Consider the following 22,757-nt stretch of genomic DNA (forward strand, 5'->3'; position numbering starts at 1 on the left):
ATGAAGCAAGCTTTCCCAAAACAAACCGCTACATTTGTTATCTTCGCATTAATCGAACGTTTATGAAATATCTTGAGGATATTGGCTCCTATTTTTTAATGCTTCGGAAGGTTTTTAGCAGTCCGACAAAAGCTTCTGTTTTAAAAGAACTTATATTTAAAGAAATTAACGATCTAATCATTAACTCTTTAGGTATTGTCGCATTTATCTCCTTCTTTGTTGGAGGTGTTATTGCTATTCAAACAGCGTTAAATGTTAATAATCCGTTGATTCCAAAATCACTTATTGGTTTCGCCACGCGGCAATCGATCATCCTTGAATTTGCACCAACATTTATGTCTATTATCATGGCAGGAAAGGTTGGGTCGTTTATCACATCGAGCATTGGTTCTATGCGCGTTACCGAACAAATAGACGCACTCGAAGTAATGGGGATTAATTCACTGAACTATTTGGTGTTACCAAAAATTGTGGCACTCATGTTATACCCATTGCTTATAACCATTGCAATGTTTCTAGGTATTTTAGGTGGATGGATGGCGAGTGTATATGGTGGTTTTTCTTCTGCAGAACAATTTATTCAAGGATTACAGGACGATTTCGATCCGTTTCATCTAACTTATGCCTTTATAAAAACCTTTTTATTTGCTTTTATACTAGCTACGGTTCCCTCTTGGCAGGGATATTACATGAAAGGTGGAGCTTTAGAGGTAGGTCGTGCCAGTACAAACTCTTTTGTTTGGACAAGTGTACTTATTATCCTCACTAACTATATAATAACTCAACTACTCTTAAGCTAATGATAAAAGTAGAAAATGTAAAAAAGCGTTTTGGTGAGGAGGAAATTTTAAAAGGAATTACTACCACCTTCGAAAAAGGAAAAACCAACCTTATCATTGGGCAGAGTGGTAGTGGTAAGTCTGTATTATTGAAATGTCTTATTGGGCTATTTAAGCCTGAAGAAGGTCGAATATACTATGAAGAAAATGCCATACAAGATATGGATGACGACCAGCAACGGGATCTTAGAGAGGAAATAGGGATGCTTTTTCAAGGTGGAGCCCTGTTCGATTCGATGACTATTGAAGAGAACGTAATGTTTCCACTTCGTATGTTTACTAAGCAAAAGAAGAGTGAGATGCTTGGTCGCGTTAATGAAGTTTTGTCGCGTGTCGATCTTAACAATGTAAATAAAAAATATCCTGCAGAAATTTCTGGTGGAATGCAGAAAAGAGTTTCTATTGCTCGAGCTATAGTAAACAAACCAAAATACCTCTTCTGTGATGAGCCCAACTCTGGGCTAGATCCTAAAACAGCTACACTTATCGATAACTTGATTCAAGAAATTACTCATGAAAATGACATTACAACAGTAGTTGTAACTCACGATATGAACTCGGTTATGGAAATAGGTGAGAAAGTAGTCCTCCTTAAAAATGGCACACTTGCATGGCAAGGAGACAAAAATGAAATCTTCAAAACAGACAATGAAGATGTTACCAACTTTGTATATAGTTCAGACCTTTTCAAAAAAATTAGGGAAGTACAACTTAAAGAAGGATAATTTCATAAGGTAACTATGTGTTAATCACATATTTTATAACTATTTTTAAAGACTTTTTTATAAAATATAAACCATGAAAAAAACTATCCTTTTTACCCTTTTATTGGTTACAGTTACACTCACTGCTCAAATTTCATTTACTAACGAAAGCTCAAAGCTTGGCGAATTCGATGGCGTAGGGTCACAATTAGCAGTAGATATGAATGGTGATTTCCTCGATGATTATGCACGAGTGAGCGAGAACGGAATTTTTGTCGATTACCAACAGGAAGATGGTACTTTTAATTCTGTAATGTACGACATGCCCATCCAAAATGTACCTAACTGGAGTATTGCGGCAGGTGATCTTGATGAAAACGGATTTAACGATATGGTTCTCGGAAATGGATCGTTTGTTTCTTTTGTAATGAACAGATCCACCGGAACTGGATTTACAGAAGTTCCTTTTAGTGAAGGTATTTTTTCGCAACGTTCTACCATGGCAGATATAGACAACGATGGAGATCTTGATGCTTTTGTTTGCCACGATCTCGCTTTAAGTCACCCCTATAGAAATGACGGGGATGGAAATATGACGTTAGACCAAACACTTATTGAAACCATTGCGGCTCCAGGGAATTACGCCGCAATTTGGGTAGATTACGATAATGATGGAGATCAAGACATGTATATCACTAAATGTAAAGGCGGAGAACCTGTGGGACATCCGCACAATGAAAATGCAATGTATACCAACGACGGCAATGGAGTATTTACAGAAAATGCATTATCTATTGGTTTGCAAGATAGTGCGCGCTCTTGGGCTACGGTTTTTGAAGATTTTGATAATGATGGTGATTTCGATGCGTTTATAGTAAATCATAATGGAGCCAATACCTTTTTTGAAAATGATGGAAATGGCAATTTTACCAATATCATTGAAACTACAGGAATAAACTCAGCCGATTTAGGAGCATGGGAAAATCAAGCAGCAGATTTTAATAACGATGGTTTTGTTGATATTTTTTCAGAACTGTCTAAAGAATTATATATTAATAACGGTGACATGACATTTACAGGAATGGATCTTGATTTTGACGAGGGAGCAATTTCAGATATGAATAACGATGGTCACTTAGATGTTTTAGTACAGGGCCAATTATTCACCAATAATGGCAATGATAATAATTGGGTTAAAATGGGATTAGTAGGAGTTGAAAGTAATCTAAATGGAATTGGAGCGCGAGTAGAAATTTATGGAGAATGGGGAATACAAATAAGAGAACTACGTTCGGGGCAAGGTTTCAGTCACATGAACTCACTAAATGTTCACTTCGGAATAGGTGAAAGTGAAAACATCGATAGCATCATCGTACGATGGCCATCGGGAATGGTAGATGAATTTCTTAGTCCTGAAATTAATACACACCATATTTTAGAAGAAGGAAGTTCACCATTAGCCATAACCGATTTTGAAAGAGAAGGCATCAATCTGTATCCAAATCCTGCTGTAGAAATAGTAAATTTTTCATTAAAAGGACTTGCTAATACTCCAGTAACAATTATTGACAGCAACGGAAGACACGTAAGAAGTACATTAATTTCTAGCAACAACGATATTAATATTTCATCTTTAAGTAGCGGAATTTATTTTCTTCGTTTAAAAGTTGAAAACAAATTAGTGAATTACAAATTCATAAAAAAATAACCAAAATAATAAAGTGTAAAAAGCCGCTCTGTGAATTACAGAGCGGCTTTTTTTTTATTATTAGAAAGGAAATGACATTATGGTCTCTCCTCAATCTGTAGAGTATCTAATTTCATCTTGTAACGCAACCACGCTTCTAATCTGGTACGATGTTCTTCTTTTTGTTTTCTTGAGGTTCCATTTTTCCAATCAATACTGAATACTGGAATGGTATCTATTTTCTTGAAATCTGTAACAATCTTTTTTGAATATCCGAAAGAACTAATTTCTGCAAATTGAATTTGAAGCTCTTCAGAAAGGTCTTTAAAAGGCACTTTATCTTTTACCGTTAAATTTGCTATTTCGTTTTCTAGAAACTCGATCCGGTCATCTTTATCTCGAATTGTTTTTTCATTCTTAACGTACAAATCTTCTAAAATTCCAGCTTTTACTTCTCCTGATAACTTTTCTGCAAAGGCCCCACTTTGATCGGTTCCTTGATAGATCCTAAGGTTTGCTTCTTCTAATTTCGCTGTTTCTTTAAGTTTCGATCGCCATTCTGCTAAAACAGATTGTGGCACTGGCTGTCCTATAAAATAAATATCAATATTTTTGGTTTCAAAATCTTGTGTAAATTTAACTACCTCTGCCCCATCGTATGTCAATTCATCTCTAATAAATTCTTTAGTTTTATTTTCAAATACTTGAACTTCCAATAAATTAATAAAAAGAATGATACTTGGCACCATAACCACCAAAGCGATAAGAGAGGCCACTTGGGCAATTCTTTTTCGTCGCTGAGAATTGGCATAACGAACCATCGGAAAACGTAATAACTTGGAAACAATAAATGTAGCTAACGCGATAAAAACTGCATTGATAGAAAAGAGGTATAAAGCGCCTCCAGCATATTGCATATTTCCTATTGCTAATCCATATCCTACCGTACATAAGGGAGGCATTAAAGCGGTAGCAATAGCCACTCCAAATATTACACTTGCGATCGTACCACTTTTTGTCTTTGCTACAATTAAGCCTAATCCTCCAAAAATAGCAACGAGTACATCTAAAATGGTTGGATAGGTTCTTGCTAACAGTTCTGGGGTTTCTTCGGTAAGTGGAGAAATGCGAAAGTAAAGAAAGGCTGTTAGTACACTTAAAAAGACCATCACCCCAAGGTTTATAAGAGACCGTCTCAACGTTTCTACATCGTTAATAGCTACAGAAAGACCAATACCTACAATTGGACCCATTAAAGGAGAAATTAACATGGCTCCTATTACCACTGCTGTACTACTCACATTAAGTCCTATAGAAGCAACAAAGATCGAAAAGATAAGAATCCAAGCTGTGTGTCCTTTAAACGGAATATCTTTCTTTACAGCTTCGATCGTGGCATCTCGATCGGAGTCTGTTTTCATATCGAACAATTCCGAAATAAATTTTTTAATATTCGCCCAAGTATTCAATTTTACACTATTGAACTCCTCATCATTGGGCGTAACCTTTATATCTTTATTGCTATCGGGTGTGCTCATTTATGTATATTTTTCACCAAATTTAGTTCCCACTTCATTTAGTAGTGTTTTTATATCCTGCTCTTTTTTCTTCGGAAAGATAAGCAACACATTTTCTTTATCAACAATAATGTAATCATCAATACCTTCTACCACTACTAGTTTCTGTGTTTCCGTATAAATCATATTCCCATGAGCATCTTTTAGATTAGGAATTGCTCGAACAACCGCATTCTCGTGAGAATCCTTAGAAAGTTTATCGTGCAATGCTCCCCAGGTTCCAAGGTCATTCCAGTCGAAAGTTGCTTGTTTCACATATACATTTTCTGCTTTTTCTAAAATACCGTAATCGATCGAAATATTTTCAGATAACGGATAGTTTTTAGAAATAAAAGAGGCCTCTTCCGAAGTATTATAAACTGGATTTCCTTCAGAAAAGAGCGCATGCATTATTGGCATATTCTTTTCAAAAGAACGAATAATACTTTTTACACTCCAAATAAAAATTCCTGCATTCCACACAAAATTGCCCTCAGCTAAAAATTGTTTTGCTGTTTCATAATCAGGTTTCTCTCGAAACTGTCGAACTTTTTTAATAGGTGAATGTCCCTCTTTTTCACTCTCAATATATCCATATCCAGTATTCGGAAAGGTAGGTGCGATCCCTAACGTTACCAACCGGTCATCGCGTTGTGCTGCATCGAAACAAGCTTGTACATCTGTCGCAAAAGCCGCTTCATCTTCGATCCAATGATCACTAGGAGCAACAAGCATTAATGCATCGGGGTTTTCTTTCTTAATTTTTAAAGCAGAAAGTAAAATACAAGGTGCCGTATTTCGCATTGCAGGTTCTAATACCACTTGTTTTTCTGAAATTTCAGGCAACTGCTGCAACGTTAATGACAAGTAACGCTCGTTGGTAAGTATGTAGATGTTTTCTGAAGGCATTAAAGCGTTTAATCTAGAAAACGTTTTTTGAAGCAAGGTTTGCCCAGTACCCAACATGTCGTGAAACTGCTTAGGAAGCTCTTTGGTACTTACTGGCCAGAATCGCGAACCAATTCCTCCTGCCATAATAACTGCGTAATAGTTTTTATTCATATCGATTGCCCGAGAAGTCGGGTACAATTTTATAATCTACCTATCGTATTCGAATATAAGCATCCTTCTTTAAATTACAAAGCAGCCAAATAGGCACGTTACTTAATAAATTCAACCTCTGCATTCGGATTAAATAAATAAATACGTCCGGAAGCTATTTCAAGACATTCATATCTTTTTACTCTTTTATTTCCTCGCTTAAACATTCTTCCGTTGGGTAGGCGAAATGTGCCTCCCATTGGGATTTCAAATATATAGTTTTTATCGTTTGGTGGATCGAATTGTTTTAAAGCCAATGATAATCTAGCATCGGTATCGCTTGTTGCTTTCGGATTTTTAAAATGAATAGCGAGCAAAGGCAATATTTTATTCGGAAAAATCTCTGGTCGTATTAAAGGCAACATAAGCACTTGAAAGGTCCGTTTCCATTCGAGTCCGTGCGGCTTTATCGCCCTACCGTATTTCTGAAACGCTACTAAATGCGCAATTTCATGCACCAATGTCATTAGAAAACGGTATTGATTTAAATTGGCATTGACGGTAATTTGATGCGCGCCATCGGGTAACTTTCGGTAATCGCCATGTCGCGACACTCGTTCATTAACAATTTTAAGGTGTACATGATGTATTCGAATTAACTCGAACACAGGTGCCACCGCAGCCTTAGGGATATATTTTTCTAACGTTTCAGTCATATAATTAAGGCGTTGAACTGGACACCTGCAAAATTTTTCCGTTGTAAAACTTAGCTCCGTTTAAGGCGAAATCCATAATATATTGTGCCATTTCATCTGCGGTTAATGGAGCTTCATATCCAGGGAATGCTTCTTCTAACATTTCAGTTTGCACGGCGCCAAGGGCTAGCACATTAAATGATGGACCAGATTCTTTATATTCTTCTGCTAACAGCTCGGTGAGAGTAATAAGGGCTCCTTTACTACTGCTATACGCACTCAAACCAGGAAACTTTACACTCCCTTGTATGCCGCCCATACTACTAATATTTACTACATGACCGTCGTTGTTCATAAATGGAAGTACTGCTTGTGTTAATGCTGCAACGCCAAAAACATTTACTTCGTAGCTTTTTTTAAAATCGCTCATTTTTATTTCTGAAAACGGGGCATTTATTAAAAAACCGGAATTATGTATGATCACATCCACCTGCTCCCATTCATTTTTTATATACTCTGTAACTATAGCAATATCATTTTCTTTAGAAATATCGCACGACATCGAAGTGCAGTTCTGAAGCTTCAGTTTTTCTACGGGTTCTAAATTCCTAGATAGTGCTAATACTTTATGTCCTGCTTCTACGAAACATTGCACCATTTTATAACCAATTCCCCGACTCGTTCCTGTAATAATAATGTTTTTCATACCGCTATTTATTCCACTCTTTTTTAAATAATGCAAATCGTTTGTCTGCAATCTTTCCGTCTTTATAAATATCTTTTATTTCTTTAAGATACCTGTTTAAAATCTTTAAGGAAGCAACATTTCGTATATCAGCATCGGCTGTTACCTTTTCTACTCCTATCGTATTAAAGCAATAGGCAATCATCCCTTCGGTCACTTCCTTTGCATAACCCTTCCCCCAATAGCATTCCCGAAATCGGTACCCCAATTCGGTATCTCCTTCATTGTTGGTAAGCAGCATGCAGAGTCCCAATAATTCGTCTTCTTCCTTTAACGTAACGACTCGTATCTGTTTTCCCTTTTTAGAATTATCGAACTCAAACACTTCTTGCATCTTGGCATCACTTTCAGCTTCAGTCATTGCAGGCAACGGAATTGGATTCATCACCTTCGGATTCCCCATAAGGTCGAAAAATGCATCTCGATCTTCTGGTTTCAATTTTCGAATCTGTAAACGTTCTGTGCTAAATTCCATAATTGAGTTTCAGTAATAAAAAAACCCGCTGCTTCAAAAGAGAACAGCGGGACATTTTTTAAATAATTTAGAATGCATTCCGAAGAAATTATGCTAACAATTACACAAACATTGTCACAGGATTCTCAATATACTGTCGTACGGTTTGAAGGAATTTTGCTCCAGTCGCACCATCTACTGTTCTATGATCGCATGCTAATGTCACAGTCATCGTATTTCCTATGGCGATCGCTCCGTTTTTAACAACCGGTTTTTGCACGATCGCTCCCACCGAAAGAATCGCAGAATTAGGTGCATTAATAATTGAAGTAAACTCTTTAATACCAAACATTCCTAAGTTCGAAACAGTAAATGTACTTCCAGACATTTCATCGGGAGAGATCTTTTTATTTCGAGCTTTTCCTGCTAGTTCTTTTACTTGGGCTCCAATTTGTGAGAACGTCATTTGGTCGGTGTATTTTAAAACCGGCACTAATAAGCCTTCATCAACTGCTACAGCAACGCCTACGTGAATGTGCTTTGCTATTTTTGTAGCATCTGCAGTCCATTGACTATTTACCTGCGGATGCTTTCTAAGCGCCATTGCACATGCTTTCACAATCATGTCATTGTAAGAAATTTTCACCTCGGGAACTGAATTGATCGCTGTACGTGCCGCAATAGCCCCATCCATATCGAGTTCGACCGTTAGATAGTAATGCGGTGCCGAAAACTTCGATTCTCCAAGACGCTTGGCAATGGTCTTACGCATTTGCGAATTTTTAACCTCTTCGAAGCTCTCTTCTCCCACTGGTGTATAATCTGTACCACCTGTTCCGGGCTGAAAGTTTTCGATATCGCTTTTAACAATGCGTCCGTGATCACCACTTCCATTCACTTGATTTAAATTAATGTTTCGTTCTTCAGCCAGTTTTTTAGCTAAGGGAGAAGCAAAAATTCTTCGGTCGTTTGATCCACTTGTTGAACTTGATTTTTTCTTAGAATCTTCTCCAGATTTTTTCTCTTCGGAAGCCCTATTTTCTTCGGAAGTGTCCTTTTTTGAAGCTGCTTTTTTATCGGAAGTTTTATCTGAAGTTTCCTTTTTCGCTTCCGGTTTTTTCTTCTCTTTTTTAGGAGCGCCAGAAATTCCTGAAACATCGGTTCCTTCGGGTCCAATAATTGCCAGCAAGGTATCAACTTTAGCCGTCTCACCTTCTTGAATACCTATTTTCAGTAAGGTTCCCGAATAAAAACTTTCGAATTCCATCGTTGCTTTATCGGTTTCGATTTCGGCAAGAATATCACCTTCTTCAACCGTATCTCCTTCTTTTTTAAGCCATGATGCCACTGTACCTTCTTCCATGGTATCGCTTAACCGAGGCATGTTGATTACCTCTACACCTTCAGGCACTGTTCCTTCGGAAGTGTCTTCTGTATCCTCATCTGCTTCAGTTGTATCTTCTTCATCTTTATCTTCTTCCGAAGTGTCTTTTTTAGAGTCTTCTTTATCTGAAGCATCCTTATCAGACTTTTCTTCCGAAGTATTTTTTTCTGTATCATTTTCCGAAGTTTTCTTATCAGCCCCACCTTTAAGTAGTTCTGAGATATCTTCGCCTTCCTCACCAATAATCGCAAGTAGTTTATCAACCTCTGCTGTTTCGCCTTCTTCAATACCAATATGCAACAATGTTCCTTCGTAAAAAGATTCGAATTCCATTGTAGCTTTATCGGTTTCGATCTCTGCAAGGATATCTCCTTCTTCAATTTTATCTCCCTTCTTCACGAGCCATTTGGCTACGGTACCTTCTTCCATTGTGTCGCTTAATCGCGGCATGTTAATTACTTCTGCCATGGTATTTTATAATTTATGAGATAAAAAAGGGTAGTCTTCTTGTTCGTAGACTGCATCGTACATAACATTTTTCTCTGGGTATGGAGATTCTTCAGCAAATTTCTCACATTCCAGTACGCGTTCTTTAACGTTTTTATCTATTTTTTTGATCTCGTCTTCGGTCGCCCACTTATTTTCGTAGATCTTATGTAGTACCCATGAGATTGGGTCTTCTTCTTGCTTTTGTTTTACTTCGTCTTTGGTTCGGTAATGTTGCGCATCACTCATGGAGTGCCCGCGGTATCGATAGGTTCGAATTTCTAAAAAGGTAGGTCCTTCTCCTCGACGTGCGCGTGCGATCGCTTCATCCATTTCTTTGGCAACCACTTCTGGTTTCATACCATCAACGGGTTTGCAAGGCATTTCGTAACCTAGTCCTAATTTCCAGATATCGGTATGGTTTGCTGTTCTAGCAACAGAGGTTCCCATTGCATAGCCGTTATTTTCACAACAAAACACAACGGGTAATTTCCAAAGCATCGCAAGGTTGAATGTTTCATGCAGAGAACCTTGACGAACGGCTCCATCTCCCATATAAGTTAGCGTCACAGCATCTCGATCGAAATATTTATCGCCAAATGCAAGCCCCGCTCCCAATGGAATTTGCCCACCTACAATACCATGCCCACCATAAAATCGGTGTTCTTTAGAAAAGATATGCATAGAACCACCAAGTCCTTGAGAAGTACCCGTTGCTTTTCCATAAAGTTCTGCCATCACTTTCTTGGGATCTACTCCCATACCAATAGGTTGTACGTGATTTCTATAGGCGGTAATCATTCGGTCTTTATCCAGATCCATTGCATGCAACGCACCCGCAAGCACAGCTTCCTGACCGTTATACAAATGGAGAAAACCTCTCACTTTTTGTTTTATATATACCTGTGCGAGTTTATCTTCAAACTTTCGCCAGAAGAGCATGTTCTCGTACCAATCTAAATAGGTTTTTTTGGTGATTTTTTTCATCGCGTTTTTGCTGGTAATCCCTGCAAGGGAATTTAATGCATAAGTAACAAAAATACTATTTTATAAAAGTTCTGCAAAAGAAGAGCAACTTCAAATTAAAAAAAATAATAGGATAAAATTCGTTTAAACATTTGAAAAGAAATGCCTGAACCGTTGCTTTTAATTACTACTAAAGATACGAACTATCGAAGATAAGCGGCAGCAAATCTTTTATAGAATTTGCTTTAACAATTTTTCCTGATTCTCCCATGAAATAGAGAATTATAGGTGCATTTTGTTTTACCTCGTACTCCACCAAAGACTGCCTACAAGCACCGCAAGGCGGAATAGGTGTCGTAACTTTTTGTTTAAGAGATCGTGCTGTAATTGCCATCATTTTAATTATCGCACTTGGGTAGGACGCTCCTGCATAAAATACTGCAACCCGTTCTGCACATAAACCAGACGGAAATGCTGCATTTTCTTGATTATTCCCGATTACAGTTTCGCCAGAAGCTAATTGAAGGGCTGCTCCCACTTTAAAATGTGAATAAGGCGCATAAGCATTTTCACGTGCTTGCTGCGCCTTATTCATAAGATTTTGTACTTCTAAAGGAAGTTCTGAAAAGGTTTCAAAAACCTCCAGATGTGTTTCAATAGTTAGTTTTTTCACACGTCTAGTATTCGTCGTATTCGTCTCCGAAGTTGAAAGTTAATCCGAAACGAAGGGTTCCTTCTAATGGGCTTCTTACTGCCGATGTAGAGAAAAGATACGATAGATCTATATTGATGGCTGTGTATTTGAACCCTGCTCCTAATGAGACAAATTTACGAGAACCTTTTTCATCGCTTTCATTAAAATATCCTGTTCGTAAAGCAAACACATCTTGATACCAATATTCTGCTCCTAATGCCCAAGTAAATTCTTTTAACTCTTCGCTAAATCCGTCGGGTGCATCACCAAACGATTGAAAAATTCCAGAGAAAAAGCTAATATCCTCGTAGTCTGCTTGATTCTGTAGCACTTCTTCTGAAGTAACCTCACCATCCCCATTTAGATCTGGATCTTGAGGAGTTGGCACTAATAATTTATTAACTTCAGCATGAACGCCTACTTTATTATATTCATCCAATATGAAATCGAACCCTGCACCTAAAGCCATGTTTGTTGGCAAATTGTTTTCTTGTCCAACATCATCATATTTTATTTTTGGTCCAATATTAGAGAAGTTAAAACCTGCTCTCCAACGTCCATCAAAATCACTGTAAGCGATCTCTTCACTCTGATAAAAACCTGCAATATCAACTGCGAATGAACCCGCTGCTGAAGCATCTTCTTGAGACACCTGAAGTTTTAAATCGGAACGTAAATAACGCCCAGCTACCGCCATAGCAAATCGATCACTTAATCGAAGTGAATACGAGAGATCGAAAGTAAATTCGTTTGGACTTAAAATTAATGGATCAACTTGTTGCGCATCGACTCTAGAATCGATATCTCCTAAACTAAAATAGCGCAAACTACCTGCAATAGCACTTCGCTCATTAATTCTATTATAGTACGTAAGATTTCCTAAGAAAATATCGTTTACTAAGTTACTTAGATATGGTGTATAGGTAACCCCTACTGCTTGTTTAGATAGTGCAAAAGCATATTTTGCAGGATTCCATTGTTGTGAGAAAGCATCAGCAGAACTAGCTACACCAATATCACCCATACCCGCAGCACGGGAATCGGCAGCAATAAGTATAAAAGGAACACCAGTGGTAATAACACGGTTGTTCTCTTGTACTTGAGCAAAGGATTTAACAGTAAATAAACAAAGTAATATAAGGATAAAGAACTTCTTCATGAGGTTTAAATTTTGGACAAATATAATTTAATTTTTAAAGGATCACCAGTTTTTCAAATTTTTCAACTTGCTGATTGGTTAACGTAGATTTTACAGTTATCTTATAAACATAGACACCTTTTCCAACCCGGTCTCCAAAATCGTCTAATCCATTCCATGAAATGCTTCTAAATAAATTACTTCCAGTAGGAGCGAATGTGTCTGTTTTAGTCCAAACTATTTTTCCCGTCACAGTAAATACTTGCACCTGTACATCAAGTGGTTCATTTTCTCGATTATGACTAAACCAAAACTCGGTATAGTTAACAAATGGATTGGGATAATTTAATACGCGTTCGATTACTAATTGATCATTTCCAGCAACGACAAATTGTATTTCTGCCGTTGATGAATTATTGTAAACATCCCATGCTTTAAATGTTAGTGTATGCAACCCATCTTCAAGATCTCTGAATGGGAAATTGGCAATTCCTCGTGTATAATCATCTACTTCTGCCTGATAGTAATCGTTTAACACAAATGGGTTCGATTCATCCCCGTCTAGTATTGCAACCATATCATGCCCAATTCCACTCGATGTATTAATTCCATTTTCGTCTTCGAGTTTAGCAATAAATATTGGGGAATCGTTAGTGACTCCTCCGGACACAAAACTCTCATCATTCATAAAAAGTTGAATTACAGGCCCCACATTGTCTTCGGGAGCATTTTCATTAATTCCCCCAACATTAATATCTAAGTTGAACCCAGTATGATCTTCCAATTCGTTATTTTTTTGTGCGTATAAACTAATTTTACCTTGCCCTACAGGAATACGAATATCTCTGGGCACGACAAATTCGAAATTAAATTTTCCGTTAGTCACTGTGGCTTTTCCATTAAAGATTACGTTTCCTAAAGTGGTAAAATTTAATATTTGAAGTTCACCATTATTAGGCCCACTAGTAAATCTTATTCCGTCATTTCCTAAGGTTTGACGTTCTACTCGTTTGTCAAATACCTGAGCTTCCAACACACCGTTGTAATCGGCTTGGAGAGTTCCAGCTACATCCACCACTTCACCCCCAAATCGCACTCTACTTAACGCTTTTAAAGTATCTGTAGCTTGTTCAATCGGCACGTCGTTTAACGAGGTAATTCTAATTTTTTGATTAGGAAAGGCTAAATGCATAGCGGGATCTCCAATATAATGAACCACTCGTTTTAGCCCATCGGAAATATCATTTTTAGAGATACGAAGCCCTTCAGCGGGAGGAGCAGGGACATTAACATCGAATCCAAATAACTGAGCTGCTAATTTTTCATTAAAGGTAACCCCTAACGAAACACTAATAGACCTCGTTGTTGTTATAAGAGCAATAGCACCCCCATCCTTATTCCAATAGGTAAGCTCTCCTGCGGTAACTCGCGTGGGCAAATCAAACTTTGTAAACTCACAAGTTACCGTAACAATGAGCGGTAACTTCTCTTTATTCTTAAGACTCTGTGCATCTTGTTTTGTAAAAATAAATTCTTTTGCGAGCCCATCTTCTCCACCATGTCCAAAGTAATCGACAATTAAAGATCCTACTTCAATGTTGTTTAAAATTTCTTTATTTACTTCTGGATATCGATTTCCACCAGCAGAGGTCTCTTGCTGGAACGCATCGCTATGAATTTTCTTAACATTTACAAATGGCTTTTGTCTCGTTATTTCTTGACCTAAAGAATCTAAAGTAGCTTCAATTCTTCTATATTCATAAGAACTTTCATCGACATCGTCTGAAATAAGGGTAAAGGTATTTCTCCAGTTTCCATATGCCTTTTTAGAATCGTAAGTAATAATTTTATCGACCAGACTGTTCGCAAGAGACACCTCATCTGCCACAATTCTTCCAACAGCAATATCTAATAATTCATTAGATTTCATAAACCCATCCATAGGATCCATACTTCCGTAGAAATCATCTGTCATAAAATCTGAAGTAGTACTTATACTTTTTAAGGTATGAAACACAGGAACAATATTATTATTCCCAGTTAGCCTGTTTTTATAATCTACCGATGTATCCCCAAACAAGCAAAGATACTTTACTCGTTTTTCATCTGAAGACGCGTTTTCATACACGTATCGCACGAAATTACGAATCGCACCAATATCTTGTTTTCCAGAACTAAATTCTTCATAAATCTTATCGGTAGTAACTACTTTTATATTTAACCCATCAACACTGCTTCTGTGATTAGCAAGACGTAATGCGGGTTGTAATAAAAACGGAGAAGTAATTATTAAATAATCTATATCTTGAAAATTTCCAGAGGCATCTTTAAAAACAGTGCCTTTTACATCTTGATTCTGCACGAGTGGGTTTGGCACTCGAAGTGGCGCAAAGTAATCATTAGGATTTACGGCAACATAATTTCGCAGTTGCCCTAAAGGAGCTTTGAAAGTAAATACACCTTCACTATCTTGATTTTCTACAGCACTTACAGCATATAAGTTCGTTACATCCCAAACTTGTGAAAATTGAGCGGCATTACTTATTTGATATTGCCCAATACCAGATAGATTTTCAGAAGCATTATATTTAAAAGCCAATTGCCCCTCTACACCAGTAAGCTCACGAAGTGCTTCGATACTAATGAAATCTAAATAACCAATGCTCGCAGGGTTTCCTCCATTATTATAATTCATCTCTACCGTAGCTGTTTCCTCAGATGCTGGAATATCCACCTCGACTCGTTTTGTTAATAAAAGAGTTCCATTTAAGCCGGTGAATGTAATGGCGTTTAAACTGGTTTGATTTACAGAAACAGCGAATGAGGTCCCAATCTCAGAAGCAGCAGCAGCCTCAATCACCACGTCCATAGGAGCACTCGAGACTATGTTTGGAAATAAAAACTCGAAAGTTTGATCATTTTCTATATCAAATCGGTTACCATACCACCTTCTTCCTACTTTTGCAGGACTAAAGTCGTCTTCTTCATAAAACTGATAATCGTTAAAGGTTGTAATAACTTCATTAGCAGCCCCAGTAGGTTGCACCATAGGCTGAATACGTAACCCTTGTCCTCCACTTACCGTCACATAATAATAAGCATTATCATCATAGGGATTTACATGGGTATCTATTTTAGTTGCTTCGCTAGTACCATCTTTATAATTTATAGGGCCTCTCGTACCTACCGCATAAAATAAGATGTGATCTCCATTATTAAAAGTTCCATCTTCCTCCCCTACAACTTGAATCGGATTTTCAGGTAAATCGAATATTGTATTATCAATGTTTAACAGCGGAAGTGGCATTCCTCCGTTTCCGTATACTTTAAGATTTCTAGGGTTAATTCCGCCGGTATTCATTCCCAAATCCTCTAGAAAATCTTTGGTAAGGCGATATACACCTGTTTTTTCGACTTTAAATTTATACCAATCTCCTGTCGCCAAAACAGAATTAGATAAAGGTAGTCGTGCCCCAATCGATCTATTTTGAATAGACTTACTATAACTTATGGAGAAACTAAGAACTTTCTTAAATACCCCATTTTGTTTTACTATAGATGAAATAGCAACTTGCGTAAATAACTTTTCACGAGCTTTTGTTGAATTAATAGAATATTGAAGTGTTTCAGGAATTGTAGCACTATCTATCCTTTTTAATTCTTCGGAAGAAAGATTTCCATAACGTACGTTACTTATTTGAAGTGAATTTTTATCAGCATACCCTGTATCTTCCCATTGTTCAACATACGTCGTACTGCCTCCTTCATAAACCCCAAAAATAGAAGTTTTGGCATTCTTACTACTTTGAGAATTCGTTTTACTGGCAACACTACTTTTTGAAGGCACCTCTTGCTGCCAATTAATGGTAACCGTTTTTACTTGTGCTTCAACAATAAAAGGAAACACTAAAAAAACTATTAAAAATAAAATTCTTTTCATCATAACAAATAACGTTGCAAATATAGACTTAGTATGATTGTTTCTAATAAATCAGAAAGGAAAATTTAGGAATGTATACTATTGTAAAAAAATATACGTTAACAATACGTTAGTGGGAAAAACCTTCCAAAACTAACATTGCATTATATGTAAAATAATATTGCATTTTTGTCGTTAATTATTATATTGCAAACCCAATTTTTTCATATTTGAAAGCATGAACTTGAGAAAAACCTTAGTATTACAGCTATTAATCGCAATAGTTGCAACCGCCTTTTTATCCAGTTGCAACAAGTCTCGTGATTACAAAGACAGTTCGAGAGCAACCGGTTGGAAAATGAACTCCAAAGACGGTGGCTTCCAGTACAACCCCAAAGCAAAAGAGCAGGAAACTGGTCCTGGTCTTGTCTTTATTGAAGGAGGAACCTTCACTAAAGGTAAAGTGCAAGATGATCCTATGCACGACTGGAACAATTCTCCAACCCAACAACATGTTCAGTCTTTTTACATGGACGAAACAGAAGTTACCAATTTAATGTATCTAGAATACTTAGATTGGCTTAAAAGTGTGTTCCCTCCGTCTGACGAAAACTTTAGACGTATCTATGAAGGTGCACTTCCAGACACTCTTGTATGGAGAAATCGTCTTGGTTATAATGAGGTGATGACCAACAACTACTTAAGACACCCGGCATACGCTGATTATCCTGTGGTGGGAGTAAGCTGGATTCAAGCTGTTGAATTTAGCAACTGGAGAACCGATCGTGTGAATGAGCTAATTTTAGAGCAAGAAGGATATACTGCAAGAAACGCTCGTTTCGACGTAAAAGCAGGAGAAACCTTTAATACTGAAACTTATTTAAATGCACCAACCTTAACGTACGGAGGAAAAGATTCCTTGACAAGAGGTGGAAAAAAATCTGAAGGTCTTCTTAGAAAGAACGAAGATAGCACTGGTTTATTCGTACAACGAAAAGACGGATTGTTAATGCCATCTTACAGACTTCCAACTGAAACTGAGTGGGAATATGCTGCTCTTGGATTAATCGAACTTAGAAACTACAACGTATATCGTGGTAGAAAGAAATATCCGTGGGATGGACAATATACTCGTTCTGGAAACAGAAGATCTCGTGGCGACCAATTAGCCAACTTTAAACAAGGGGATGGTGATTATGGTGGTATTGCAGGATGGAGTGATGATGGTGCCGATATCACAGCTGAAGTAAAATCTTACGAACCAAACGATTACGGATTGTACGATATGGCAGGAAATGTTGCCGAATGGGTAGCCGATGTATATAGACCAATTGTAGATGACGAATTTAACGACTTCAACTACTATCGTGGAAATGTATATACCAAAAATGCGATAGACAAAAACGGTAAAGTAAGAGTTATTACTGCAGATTCAATCGTATACGATACGTTAAGCAATGGAAAGATCATCGCAAGAAATCTTCCTGGAGAAATTTTACAAGTACCTGTAGACGAAAAAGAAACGTATTTAAGAACACAATTCTCAGAAAGTGACAATCGCGATTATCGAGATGGTGATAAACGTTCTTCACGTTACTTTCAAACTTTTGGAGAAGACGAAGAAATCGATGAATCGAAACGTATGTATAATTCACCTAAACATCGGGTTGCTTCAGATAGTACTGGAACATTAGATCGTCAGTTTGACCAATCTTCTAATAGAACTACCTTAGTAAATAATGAAGTACGTGTTTACAAAGGAGGTTCTTGGAGAGACCGTGATTACTGGTTAGATCCCGCTCAAAGAAGGTATTTTCCACAAGATATGGCAACAGACTATATCGGATTTAGATGTGCAATGTCACGTGTAGGATCAAAATCTAAAGAAGGAAAAAGACCAAGAAACAAATAATACCTTTAAAAAAATATTATAACACCCTCCTTTGCACTATGCGTCGGAGGGTTTTTTGTACCCGTTTGCCATGGAACTAAAACAACTTCACACCCATTTTCTAAATAGTTCTGGTGTTTCTACCGACACTAGAAATATAGAACCAGGAATGCTCTTTTTCTGTTTAAAAGGAGATAATTTTAATGGCAATAAATTTGCACAAGAAGCCCTAGATAAAGGAGCATATAAAGTTATAATAGACGAAACTCGCTATCATAAAAATACTGGAGAAACTATTTTATGTGCTGATGTACTTGAGGCACTTCAAAAGTTAGCACACTATCATAGAAACTACTTAAAGGTTCCTATAATCGCTCTTACAGGGAGTAATGGTAAAACTACCACTAAAGAGCTAATTAACGCCGTAATTTCAACTTCTTATACCACTACAGCAACCAAAGGAAATCTAAATAATCATATTGGAGTTCCCTTAACATTGCTTGCTATGAATAACGATACACAATACGGCATTGTTGAAATGGGAGCAAATCACCATAAGGAAATTGAACAATTATGTGCGATAACCGCACCCGATTTTGGATACATCACCAATTTCGGCAAAGCTCACCTAGAAGGGTTTGGAAGCCTCGAAGGAGTTGTTCAAGCAAAAACCGAATTGTACGACTACTTGAAAGACCACAAAAAAACTGTGTTTGTGAATGGAAACGACCCCAAGCAAATGATACACTCTAAAAATATCAATAGAGTTGTTTTCGGCACAGATCAACAATACATCCCCATTAGTCTTAAAGATGCTTCTAATGAATTAATTGTTCAATATAACAACGAAGTTATACAAAGTAAGCTTATAGGCTCCTATAACTTCCATAACATTGCTGCAGCCATTGCTATAGGATCCTATTTAAACATCCCTACTGCAGCCATAAAAAAAGCTATTGAGAGTTACACCCCAACCAATAACCGATCACAGGTAATCGATAAAGACAGTAATAAAATTATTTTGGATGCTTATAATGCAAATCCCACTAGCATGATAGCCGCTTTAGAAAATTTTAAACAGTTTGCGGGGAGTAATAAAAAAATGTTTTTAGGAGATATGTTTGAGGTTGGAAAAGATACTGCAGAAGAACACGAAGCAATAATCTTATTTCTGAAAGAAAACCCCTTCGGAGAAGTATATGTAATTGGCTCCAATTTTTACAACACCAACACTGAAGCACCTCACATTAAAAAATTTATCACTTTTGAAGACTTAAAAGAAAAAATAAATGAACAAAAAATAACAGATAGTACGCTGTTAATTAAAGCTTCACGTGGAATGGCACTAGAACGGATTTTAGATTTACTATAATTTTTTTAAAATAATGTTTGCGGGTTTTAAAAACTACCTTATATTTGCAACCGCTAACAAGTTAAGGGCGTTTAGCTCAGTTGGTTCAGAGCACTTGGTTTACACCCAAGGGGTCGGGGGTTCGAATCCCTCAACGCCCACTAAAAGACTTCCATTTGGAGGTCTTTTTTGGTTTTAGATAACTCTACAATTAATCTTAATTAAGATTTTAGGTAGTACTTAAGGGGCATTAACTCAGTTGGTTCAGAGTGTCACGTCGACAACGTGGAAGTCGCTGGTTCGAATCCTGCATGCCCCACTTAAAGGCAAACATGTTGCCTAATTTTAGCTCAACTAAATAGCTTTTAAATTAAACAACTTCCGCTACCACAAACGTACTCCCTCCAATATAAATGAGATCATTTTCCGACGCATTTTGTAAAGCTGCATTATAAGCATCCAATACACTTTTATAGACACTTCCCTTTAATTGATACTTTGCTGCTTTTTCAGCTAAATAAGCAACCGCCAAACCTCTGGGAACATCTGGTTTGCAAAAATAGTAGGTCGCATGTACAGGAAACATAGGGAGCATGCCATCCAAATCTTTATCATCCACCACCCCAAGCACCATATGTAACTTATCATATTGTTCCTCAGAAATTTGTTCTAAGACAATTGCTAATCCCTCCTTATTATGCGCAGTATCGCAAACTACCTTTGGCACTAAATTTAAAATCTGATAACGCCCCATCAATCCAGTATTCCTAACGACATTCAACAAGCCCCTTGTGATTGCAGATCCTGAAATTTGCCAGCCTTTTTCGATAAGAATTGAAAGTGTTGTTACGACTGTACGTTGGTTTTTTTCTTGATACCTTCCCAAAAGATCGGTCTGATATTGAGAATGATTTTGTTCTTCTGAAAAAATTATAGGTGCATTTTTTTCTTCTGAAACCTTTTCGAAAACTAGTTTGGTTTCGGGAGTAGTTTCGCCAATAACTACAGGGATGTTAGTTTTTATAATTCCAGCTTTTTCTGAAGCAATTTCACGTAGTGTAGTACCTAAGAATTTGGTATGATCCAAGCCAATATTGGTAATTACTGAAACTTCAGGAAGAATAACATTAGTACTATCTAGCCGACCTCCTAATCCTACTTCGATAATGGCAATATCAACTTTTTTATTTCTAAAGTAATCGAACGCCATTCCTACAGTCATCTCAAAGAATGAAAGCTGATGGGTTTCGAAAAATAAGCGATGCATAGTTACAAACTCCGTTACAAATTGCTTCGGAATCATTTCCCCATTTATTTTAATACGTTCTCTAAAATCTTTTAAATGCGGAGAAGTATACAAACCAACGGTATATCCAGCCTCCTGAAGCACTGAAGCTAACATATGACTGGTAGAACCTTTTCCGTTAGTACCTGCAACATGAATGCTCTTAAAGCCTTCCTGAGGGGCGTTAAGCTTCGACATTAATAGATTCGTATTATTTAGATCGGCTTTATAGGCTGCATTTCCAATGCGTTGGTACATGGGTAACTGAGAAAAAAGCCATTGAAGTGTATCCTGATAATTAATAATCTGTAGAATTAAATGAGTTCTGAGGTAACGGTTCTTTTTTTATAATAGTGTACTGCAAAATACGCAAAAGAAAACTGAGCTATAATTTCAGAAAGATTCACTAGCCCCATTAATAATGGATGTTGAAAAAATAATTCATGAATGAGCGTACCAACCACGGTAATAATATAACAGCACCCTACTAGAAATAACGAAAGTCTTTTAGGATGTGTATTGAATGCCGCAATGTAAAAGCATGAAGCTATGTAAACGATAAAAGTTGCAGAGACCAACCCAAATTGCACATATTCCTGTAAGCGATTAGTAAATATATTGAACATTAGAACCATGATATAACCCACCCCAAATATCACAATACATGTGGTAATTATTTCGGGTAACTTAAACTTTAAAACGGTTTTTCCTAAAAAAGGATACACCACTACGATACCACTCGCAAAACAGACTGTAAAAAGAAAAACAATAAACTGATAATTTTCTTCAAACCCCTTAGCTACAAGGGTCTCTCCTACCATCGCACATACAAAAAACACCAAGACTGGTATTTTTATATGTTTTACCGATACAATGTAATAGGCTAAAAGCAACAAATGAAATATAGGTTTTATATTTACAGTAAACTCATTACCTAATAGAATAGATATCACTACAGATGTAATTCCTACAGCAAATATTAAAAGACTATAAACTTGTGACAACGGCTTCTAAGATTATTTAAAGCCGTAATGTAAGAAAAATCTTAAAAACAGATTAACTTATTCGGAGAGACTAAAGCGGTATATGATCTTTCCTATTTGTTTTGCAGGTGCTTTATCGTCGCTATTAAAACGCGTGGCCATTGCTGCCCTTTTAGCGGGTTCTAACAAACATCGTGAGTTATTAGTAGTACCCCGCACTCCTGGTGTTGCTTTAATAACATTTCCATTTCTATCTACTTCGATACTAACAACAACTACGCCTGCTTCATTGCAATCTTGAACAAATTTTTCTTTATTAAGTGCCTTACGCCCACCTAAAAGATAATTTCCGTCACCATCAAGACCCTTTCCAGTACCGTAATAACTACTTGCGTTTGGATCGCCATTGGGGTCGCCTTTGTCACCAGGCATTTTATCGTTTCCCTCTCCTCCCTTTGCCGTACCATCGCTTTTAGGACCATTGATTAAACTAGACAATGCATCTTTGGTGGATTTGTCGGGAGTGGGGTCTGGTTTTTTAACGGGTTCTTTTTTGGGTTGCTCTTTTACTGGAGTTTCCTTTTGTTCTTTTACAGGTTTCTCTTTTTTAATAACGGGAGCATCTTCGGTATTTTGTGTGACGACCTCTTCTTTGATTTCTGCCTTCGGCTGGGTTACAGGTTCGGGATTTGATTGTTTTGGAGCGGACTGAATTTTTTCTCTCGGCTGGACATTTCCACTTCCTGTCTCGGTGGTTCCAAAATTTACAGCGATTCCATTTTCTGGTGGAGGATCTAAATACGTTAAACCCACATAAAATAATAATAGTAGCACCAGCACGTGAAGAATCACTGTGATGATCATACTTTTTCTCTTATGTTTTGTATTTAGTAGGCTCAAGGAATGTTTTATTTATTTTTTTGCAAGAGGGATAGAATA

Annotated in this window: 18 protein-coding genes and 2 tRNA genes; 7 read left to right on the forward strand and 13 right to left on the reverse strand. The window is 37.1% G+C overall.

The window, feature by feature from the left end:
* Nucleotides 1-62 precede the first annotated feature (62 nt).
* From ULVI_RS02505 to ULVI_RS02515, 3 genes are all read left to right on the forward strand, one after another.
* A complete protein-coding gene (locus ULVI_RS02505; protein WP_068589391.1) occupies nucleotides 63-800 on the forward strand; it encodes an MlaE family ABC transporter permease in 738 nt (245 codons plus the stop codon).
* A complete protein-coding gene (locus tag ULVI_RS02510; RefSeq protein WP_068589393.1) occupies nucleotides 800-1,564 on the forward strand; it encodes an ABC transporter ATP-binding protein in 765 nt (254 codons plus the stop codon). Before ULVI_RS02505 ends, ULVI_RS02510 begins: the two co-directional genes overlap by 1 nt.
* A gap of 73 nt (nucleotides 1,565-1,637) precedes the next feature.
* Nucleotides 1,638-3,251: an FG-GAP-like repeat-containing protein gene (locus tag ULVI_RS02515; protein WP_068589396.1), complete on the forward strand. Its 1,614-nt coding sequence runs from the start codon at nucleotides 1,638-1,640 to the stop codon at nucleotides 3,249-3,251.
* 77 nt (nucleotides 3,252-3,328) lie between these two features.
* Here the strand turns inward: ULVI_RS02515 and ULVI_RS02520 are convergent, their stop codons facing one another.
* From ULVI_RS02520 to porU, 10 genes are all read right to left on the reverse strand, one after another.
* The gene (locus tag ULVI_RS02520) at nucleotides 3,329-4,768 is read right to left on the reverse strand and encodes a DUF389 domain-containing protein (protein WP_068589399.1); all 1,440 of its coding nucleotides are present in this window, start codon (nucleotides 4,766-4,768) and stop codon (nucleotides 3,329-3,331) included.
* Nucleotides 4,769-5,848: a mannose-1-phosphate guanylyltransferase gene (locus ULVI_RS02525; RefSeq protein WP_068589402.1), complete on the reverse strand. Its 1,080-nt coding sequence runs from the start codon at nucleotides 5,846-5,848 to the stop codon at nucleotides 4,769-4,771.
* Nucleotides 5,849-5,946: 98 nt separating this feature from the next.
* Nucleotides 5,947-6,543 carry a SprT-like domain-containing protein gene (locus tag ULVI_RS02530; RefSeq protein WP_068589405.1) on the reverse strand — a complete coding sequence of 199 codons (597 nt, stop codon included), beginning with the start codon at nucleotides 6,541-6,543 and terminating at the stop codon, nucleotides 5,947-5,949.
* A 4-nt stretch (nucleotides 6,544-6,547) separates the two neighbouring features.
* On the reverse strand, nucleotides 6,548-7,228 hold the full coding sequence (locus ULVI_RS02535) for an SDR family NAD(P)-dependent oxidoreductase (protein ID WP_068589409.1): 681 nt from the start codon (nucleotides 7,226-7,228) through the stop codon (nucleotides 6,548-6,550).
* Between the two features lie 4 nt (nucleotides 7,229-7,232).
* A complete protein-coding gene (locus ULVI_RS02540; protein WP_068589411.1) occupies nucleotides 7,233-7,742 on the reverse strand; it encodes a GNAT family N-acetyltransferase in 510 nt (169 codons plus the stop codon).
* A gap of 100 nt (nucleotides 7,743-7,842) precedes the next feature.
* Nucleotides 7,843-9,573, reverse strand: coding sequence for a pyruvate dehydrogenase complex dihydrolipoamide acetyltransferase (locus tag ULVI_RS02545; protein ID WP_068589414.1), 1,731 nt, complete (start codon nucleotides 9,571-9,573; stop codon nucleotides 7,843-7,845).
* 6 nt (nucleotides 9,574-9,579) lie between these two features.
* Nucleotides 9,580-10,578: a pyruvate dehydrogenase (acetyl-transferring) E1 component subunit alpha gene (pdhA, locus tag ULVI_RS02550; RefSeq protein ID WP_068589416.1), complete on the reverse strand. Its 999-nt coding sequence runs from the start codon at nucleotides 10,576-10,578 to the stop codon at nucleotides 9,580-9,582.
* Between the two features lie 169 nt (nucleotides 10,579-10,747).
* Nucleotides 10,748-11,230: a cytidine deaminase gene (gene cdd, locus ULVI_RS02555; RefSeq protein ID WP_068589419.1), complete on the reverse strand. Its 483-nt coding sequence runs from the start codon at nucleotides 11,228-11,230 to the stop codon at nucleotides 10,748-10,750.
* Nucleotides 11,231-11,234: 4 nt separating this feature from the next.
* Entirely contained in the window at nucleotides 11,235-12,410 is a 1,176-nt protein-coding gene (gene porV, locus ULVI_RS02560; RefSeq protein WP_068589423.1) for a type IX secretion system outer membrane channel protein PorV, read from the reverse strand.
* Nucleotides 12,411-12,444: 34 nt separating this feature from the next.
* On the reverse strand, nucleotides 12,445-16,332 hold the full coding sequence (gene porU, locus ULVI_RS02565; RefSeq protein WP_241780946.1) for a type IX secretion system sortase PorU: 3,888 nt from the start codon (nucleotides 16,330-16,332) through the stop codon (nucleotides 12,445-12,447).
* Between the two features lie 214 nt (nucleotides 16,333-16,546).
* Here porU and gldJ point away from each other — a divergent pair, with 214 nt between their 5' ends.
* The 4 genes from gldJ (at nucleotide 16,547) to ULVI_RS02585 (ending at nucleotide 19,869) form a co-directional block, all read left to right on the forward strand.
* Nucleotides 16,547-18,220: a gliding motility lipoprotein GldJ gene (gene gldJ / locus ULVI_RS02570; RefSeq protein ID WP_157632551.1), complete on the forward strand. Its 1,674-nt coding sequence runs from the start codon at nucleotides 16,547-16,549 to the stop codon at nucleotides 18,218-18,220.
* A 70-nt stretch (nucleotides 18,221-18,290) separates the two neighbouring features.
* Nucleotides 18,291-19,571 (forward strand): UDP-N-acetylmuramoyl-tripeptide--D-alanyl-D-alanine ligase, encoded by a 1,281-nt coding sequence (locus ULVI_RS02575; RefSeq protein WP_068591320.1) that lies wholly within the window; start codon nucleotides 18,291-18,293, stop codon nucleotides 19,569-19,571.
* A 65-nt stretch (nucleotides 19,572-19,636) separates the two neighbouring features.
* Nucleotides 19,637-19,711, forward strand: a tRNA-Val gene (locus ULVI_RS02580).
* A gap of 83 nt (nucleotides 19,712-19,794) precedes the next feature.
* A tRNA-Val gene (locus ULVI_RS02585) sits at nucleotides 19,795-19,869 on the forward strand.
* Between the two features lie 51 nt (nucleotides 19,870-19,920).
* Here ULVI_RS02585 and ULVI_RS02590 read toward each other — a convergent pair.
* Genes ULVI_RS02590 through ULVI_RS02600 form a run of 3 tightly spaced genes read right to left on the reverse strand, consistent with a single transcriptional unit; the run spans nucleotide 19,921 to nucleotide 22,718 of the window.
* Nucleotides 19,921-21,138: a bifunctional folylpolyglutamate synthase/dihydrofolate synthase gene (locus tag ULVI_RS02590; protein WP_068589426.1), complete on the reverse strand. Its 1,218-nt coding sequence runs from the start codon at nucleotides 21,136-21,138 to the stop codon at nucleotides 19,921-19,923.
* Nucleotides 21,139-21,149: 11 nt separating this feature from the next.
* A complete protein-coding gene (locus ULVI_RS02595; protein ID WP_157632552.1) occupies nucleotides 21,150-21,839 on the reverse strand; it encodes a hypothetical protein in 690 nt (229 codons plus the stop codon).
* A gap of 57 nt (nucleotides 21,840-21,896) precedes the next feature.
* Nucleotides 21,897-22,718, reverse strand: a complete 822-nt coding sequence (locus tag ULVI_RS02600; RefSeq protein ID WP_068589433.1) for an energy transducer TonB — start codon at nucleotides 22,716-22,718, stop codon at nucleotides 21,897-21,899.
* Between the last annotated feature and the right edge of the window lie 39 nt (nucleotides 22,719-22,757).

The sequence above is a fragment of the Cochleicola gelatinilyticus genome (assembly GCF_001637325.1).
GTDB lineage: Bacteria > Bacteroidota > Bacteroidia > Flavobacteriales > Flavobacteriaceae > Cochleicola > Cochleicola gelatinilyticus.

Excerpts from the sequence above, each read along its gene's own strand:
- ULVI_RS02505 (WP_068589391.1), top strand. The coding sequence starts at position 63 with ATGAAATATCTTGAGGATATTGGCTCCTATTTTTTAATGCTTCGGAAG.
- ULVI_RS02510 (WP_068589393.1), top strand. The coding sequence starts at position 800 with ATGATAAAAGTAGAAAATGTAAAAAAGCGTTTTGGTGAGGAGGAAATT.
- ULVI_RS02515 (WP_068589396.1), top strand. The coding sequence starts at position 1,638 with ATGAAAAAAACTATCCTTTTTACCCTTTTATTGGTTACAGTTACACTC.
- ULVI_RS02520 (WP_068589399.1), bottom strand. The coding sequence starts at position 4,768 with ATGAGCACACCCGATAGCAATAAAGATATAAAGGTTACGCCCAATGAT.
- ULVI_RS02525 (WP_068589402.1), bottom strand. The coding sequence starts at position 5,848 with ATGAATAAAAACTATTACGCAGTTATTATGGCAGGAGGAATTGGTTCG.
- ULVI_RS02530 (WP_068589405.1), bottom strand. The coding sequence starts at position 6,543 with ATGACTGAAACGTTAGAAAAATATATCCCTAAGGCTGCGGTGGCACCT.
- ULVI_RS02535 (WP_068589409.1), bottom strand. The coding sequence starts at position 7,228 with ATGAAAAACATTATTATTACAGGAACGAGTCGGGGAATTGGTTATAAA.
- ULVI_RS02540 (WP_068589411.1), bottom strand. The coding sequence starts at position 7,742 with ATGGAATTTAGCACAGAACGTTTACAGATTCGAAAATTGAAACCAGAA.
- ULVI_RS02545 (WP_068589414.1), bottom strand. The coding sequence starts at position 9,573 with ATGGCAGAAGTAATTAACATGCCGCGATTAAGCGACACAATGGAAGAA.
- pdhA (WP_068589416.1), bottom strand. The coding sequence starts at position 10,578 with ATGAAAAAAATCACCAAAAAAACCTATTTAGATTGGTACGAGAACATG.
- porV (WP_068589423.1), bottom strand. The coding sequence starts at position 12,410 with ATGAAGAAGTTCTTTATCCTTATATTACTTTGTTTATTTACTGTTAAA.
- porU (WP_241780946.1), bottom strand. The coding sequence starts at position 16,332 with ATGATGAAAAGAATTTTATTTTTAATAGTTTTTTTAGTGTTTCCTTTT.
- gldJ (WP_157632551.1), top strand. The coding sequence starts at position 16,547 with ATGAACTTGAGAAAAACCTTAGTATTACAGCTATTAATCGCAATAGTT.
- ULVI_RS02575 (WP_068591320.1), top strand. The coding sequence starts at position 18,291 with ATGGAACTAAAACAACTTCACACCCATTTTCTAAATAGTTCTGGTGTT.